This is a genomic window from Agriterribacter sp. (assembly GCF_035444585.1).
Taxonomy (GTDB): Bacteria; Bacteroidota; Bacteroidia; order Chitinophagales; family Chitinophagaceae; genus Agriterribacter.
Genome location: NZ_DAOMOZ010000164.1, coordinates 6807 through 11080 on the forward strand (window position 1 = coordinate 6807; position 4274 = coordinate 11080).

The following is a 4274-nucleotide window of genomic DNA, read 5'->3' on the forward strand; positions in this document are numbered from 1 at the left end:
CATACGTTTTTATGGTGTCGGTGTATTTGGCTTCCCTTACCACATAGATACATAGGTACACATGGCTGGTTTTATTCTATTGTGTTTATGTGTCTGTTCTTTCTGATTGAAAACTCCAAAAACACTGATCATTTTACTTCGCCAGCTCCAATCCAAATAATAAGGGCGCAACATTTGCCAGGAAAAGTAAAACCCAGGGATAAACATCGGTTATTTTATGTGCAATCAAAAACAAAAAACGTTTATCTGATAACGGTGAAGGATTTAATACCCGATAAATACCCGGCACATTATCTTAAAAAAATATCCCCGATCACAAAAACGGAAAATACCGCGCTGGCTATACCGTTGGCTGTCATAAACGCCACATTAACCTTCCGCAGGTCATCGGGCTTAACGATGGAATGCTGGTAAATAAGCATTCCCACGAAAATACATACACCCATCCAGTACCATACACCAAAACCGCCGTATATACCCGCTGCAACAACGAGCAAAGCGGATAAGGCATGCATAACTTCAGATACCCGCAATGCATTTCTTTTACCCACAGCCACGGGAATGGAATAAAGATTTTGCGACTTATCAAATTCCTCATCCTGCAAAGCATAAATGATATCAAAACCGCTCACCCAAAAAAGAACAGTAAAAGAAAATAAAACCGGCAGCCAGTCGAATCGTCCTGTTACTGCCAGGTAAGCCCCGATTGGCGCCAGGCTCAATCCCAATCCCAACACAATGTGACATAGAGGAGTAAACCGCTTGGTATAACTATAGCCCAATACCACAAATAATGCTACGGGCGCTAAAAAGAAACAAAGCCTGTTGATAAAAAAACAGCTCACCATAAACAGCACACACGATAATACCGTAAACAACAAAGCATGATTGGACTTGATGATGCCTGCAGGGATCTCTCTTATTGCTGTGCGTGGGTTCTTCGCATCAAAGCTCCGGTCTAAATACCGGTTAAAAGCCATAGCAGCGCTCCGGGCGGTGATCATGCAAGCCAGAACAAGCAGTAATCTGATCCACAACAATCCAGGGGATATGTGAATCAAACTACCGGAAGCACGCCATCCCGGGAAAGGTGATATGCTGTTGTCCCTTACAATAAAATCTGTTTGAAGCACCGCCAGAAAAAAGCCGATCATTGCAAAAGGCATTGCAAAAATGGTATGAGAAAATTTGATCAGCGAAAGGTAGCTCTTCACCTGGGCCATACTGCAAAGTTATGAACAGTAAATGGAATTACCGGGCACAGGGTATAAATATGGAACTAAAAGTAAAGGCTTATACCTTTTTTACAGCTCTGTTCACCAGCTTTACCAGTTCCCACAATACGATCCCTGCTGCCACGGATATATTTAAAGAATGCTTTGTACCCGATTGAGGTATTTCGATACAGCCATCGCAAAGCTTTAATACTTCTGCATCTACTCCACCCACTTCATTACCGAATATCACCGCCACTTTTTGTATCATTCGGCTTCCCGCAAACATTGCCCGATTGAGCTTACCCAGTTCTATACTCCCTTCCGCCTGTTCTACAGCCCAAATGGCATATCCCTGCTTTTTTAATGCATATACTGCCTCTATCGTAGAAGAATAATATGCCCAATGAACGGTTTCCGTTGCACCCAATGCCGTTTTATGAATATCCCTGTGTGGCGGCCGGGGCGTATACCCGCAAAGGCAAATGGATTCTATCAAAAAAGCGTCGGCGGTACGAAATACGCTCCCCACATTGTGCATGCTGCGCACATTGTCCAGCACCACTGCTACAGGGTTTTTACCGGATTGTTTAAACTCTTCTACTGTTTTACGGTTCAGTTCATCCATGCTTAGTTTTCGCATGGCACAAAGATAACGGGGGATTGAAAATTTGACATTTGAAATTCAAATTCAGGAATTGAACATTCGGGCTCTGGATTCCACGCAGTTCCTTATTTTTGCCCCTCCTGTATGGCAAAAGCAAGTTCCGATACACCTTTAATGCAACAACACCGGGCTATCAAACAAAAATACCCCGATGCCATCCTATTGTTCCGTGTAGGCGATTTTTATGAAACCTTTGGCGAAGATGCCATTATCACCTCGCGGGTACTGGGCATTACTTTAACCAAAAGAAACAATGGCGCTGCAACCTCATCCGAGCTGGCGGGTTTTCCGCATCATGCGCTGGATACCTATTTGCACAAACTGGTAAAAGCGGGTTACCGGGTAGCCATATGCGACCAGTTGGAAGACCCCAAACAGGCCAAAGGCATAGTGAAGCGCGGCGTAACGGAAATGGTCACCCCTGGTGTAGCTACCAATGACAAGCTGCTGGAGCACAACAGCAATAATTTTTTGGCCGGCGTTTACTTCGGTGAAAATATAATCGGCACTTCTTTTCTTGATATTTCTACAGGTGAGTTTTTTGTAGCGGAAGGCAATGCCGAATATGCCGACAAACTGCTGCAAAGCCTCAGGCCCGCGGAAGTGGTTTTTCAACGGAGCTTTCAGAAACAGTTCAAAGAAATCTTTGGAGCAAAGTTTTACACCTATACCCTCGAAAGCTGGTTGTTTGACAGGGCATATGCAACAGAATGTTTACTGAAACATTTTGGAACGCATTCTCTTAAAGGCTACGGTATTGAAGATATGCATGCGGGCATTGTGGCGGCTGGCGCCGTATTGCATTATCTTAAAGATACCGAACATCCCAACCTCCAGCATATTACTTCGGTGCAACGCATTGATAAGGACGATCATTTGTGGATGGACCGTTTTACCATCCGCAATCTTGAATTACTGGGCAGCAGTTCCGACAGCAGCCAGACTTTACAAAAAGTAATGGACAATACGGTTTCGCCTATGGGCGCCCGTTTAATGAAACGATGGATTGTGCTGCCCCTGAAAGATATGAGCCGTATTAATGAGCGGCTGAAGCTGGTAGAACATTTTATTAAAGAAACCGATAGCAGAAATAGTGTTGCCCAGCATATTAAACAATGCGGAGATGTGGAACGGTTAGTGAGTAAAATCTCTTTAAGGAAAATCAACCCCAGGGAAATCAAACAAATATTGAGCAAATAAAAAACACCTGCATCAACAGCAGCAATGATTACCTGAAACGACTGGCTGATGCCCTTAACCCTTGTCATTATATTGCGGAAAAAATCAACAGGGAGATCATTGATAATCCTCCTGCACAGGCCAACAAAGGAAATATTATTAATAAAGGCGTACACGGGGAACTGGATGAGTTGCGCGGTATTGCCACCGGCGGAAAAGAATACTTACTGGAATTACAACAGAAAGAAACGCTGTCTACCGGTATCTCCTCTCTTAAAGTGGGCTTTAATAACGTGTTTGGCTATTACTTAGAAGTAACCAATTCCCATAAAAACAAAGTGCCGGAAAACTGGATCCGCAAACAAACACTTACTAACGCCGAACGTTACATTACGCCTGAACTAAAACATTACGAAGAAAAAATTACAGGCGCCGAGGATAAGATATTTCAGATAGAGCTGGAACTGTATGATAAATTATTATTAGAACTCCAGGACTATATTGCGCCTATGCAGGTAAACGGCAGCATACTGGCTATATTAGATTGTTTGATATGCTTTGCCAATAATGCCTTACAATATAAATATAAAAAGCCGCAGTTACATGAAGGTCGTCGGCTTGAACTGAAAGAAAGCCGGCACCCGGTAATAGAACGCAATCTGCCGGCCGGTGAACAATACATAGCCAACGACATTGTGCTTGATCCGGAAGATCAGCAAATCATTATACTCACCGGACCTAATATGAGCGGTAAGAGTGCGCTGCTGCGGCAAACCGCGCTTATTACCCTAATGGCGCATACCGGAAGTTTTGTACCTGCAGCTACAGCACACATACCCATAACAGATAAAATATTTACAAGGGTAGGTGCATCAGACAATTTAAGTGCGGGCGAATCTACCTTTATGGTGGAGATGAATGAAACTGCCAGCATTATCAATAATATTTCATCTGCCAGTCTTATACTGCTTGATGAAATAGGAAGGGGCACATCTACTTACGATGGCATTTCCATTGCATGGAGCATTGCTGAATTTTTACATCATTCGCCCTTTGCACCCAAAACATTATTTGCCACTCACTATCATGAACTGAATGAACTGGAAAATAAATTACCGAGGGTAAAAAATTATCACATCACCAATAAAGAAGCGGGAAATAAAGTTATCTTCCTCCGCAAGCTGGCGCCAGGCGGCAGTACGCACAGCTTTGGT

At 43.4% G+C, this 4274-nt stretch carries 4 protein-coding genes; 2 read left to right on the forward strand and 2 right to left on the reverse strand.

Annotation, left to right across the window (positions count from 1 at the left end; all coding sequences use genetic code 11):
* Positions 1 to 290: 290 nt before the first annotated feature.
* Together PLH26_RS15880 and PLH26_RS15885 are read right to left on the reverse strand one after the other, a co-directional pair.
* Positions 291 to 1223, reverse strand: a complete 933-nt coding sequence (locus tag PLH26_RS15880; protein WP_324587013.1) for a UbiA-like polyprenyltransferase — start codon at positions 1221 to 1223, stop codon at positions 291 to 293.
* A 70-nt stretch (positions 1224 to 1293) separates the two neighbouring features.
* Positions 1294 to 1857 (reverse strand): RNA methyltransferase, encoded by a 564-nt coding sequence (locus PLH26_RS15885; RefSeq protein ID WP_324587014.1) that lies wholly within the window; start codon positions 1855 to 1857, stop codon positions 1294 to 1296.
* A 108-nt stretch (positions 1858 to 1965) separates the two neighbouring features.
* Between PLH26_RS15885 and PLH26_RS21825 the strand changes: the two genes are divergently transcribed.
* Together PLH26_RS21825 and mutS are read left to right on the forward strand one after the other, a co-directional pair.
* Entirely contained in the window at positions 1966 to 3081 is a 1116-nt protein-coding gene (locus PLH26_RS21825; RefSeq protein WP_502876400.1) for a MutS N-terminal domain-containing protein, read from the forward strand.
* Between the two features lie 41 nt (positions 3082 to 3122).
* A partial coding sequence (gene mutS / locus PLH26_RS21830) for a DNA mismatch repair protein MutS (protein WP_502876401.1) occupies positions 3123 to 4274 on the forward strand: 1152 nt, incomplete at its 3' end.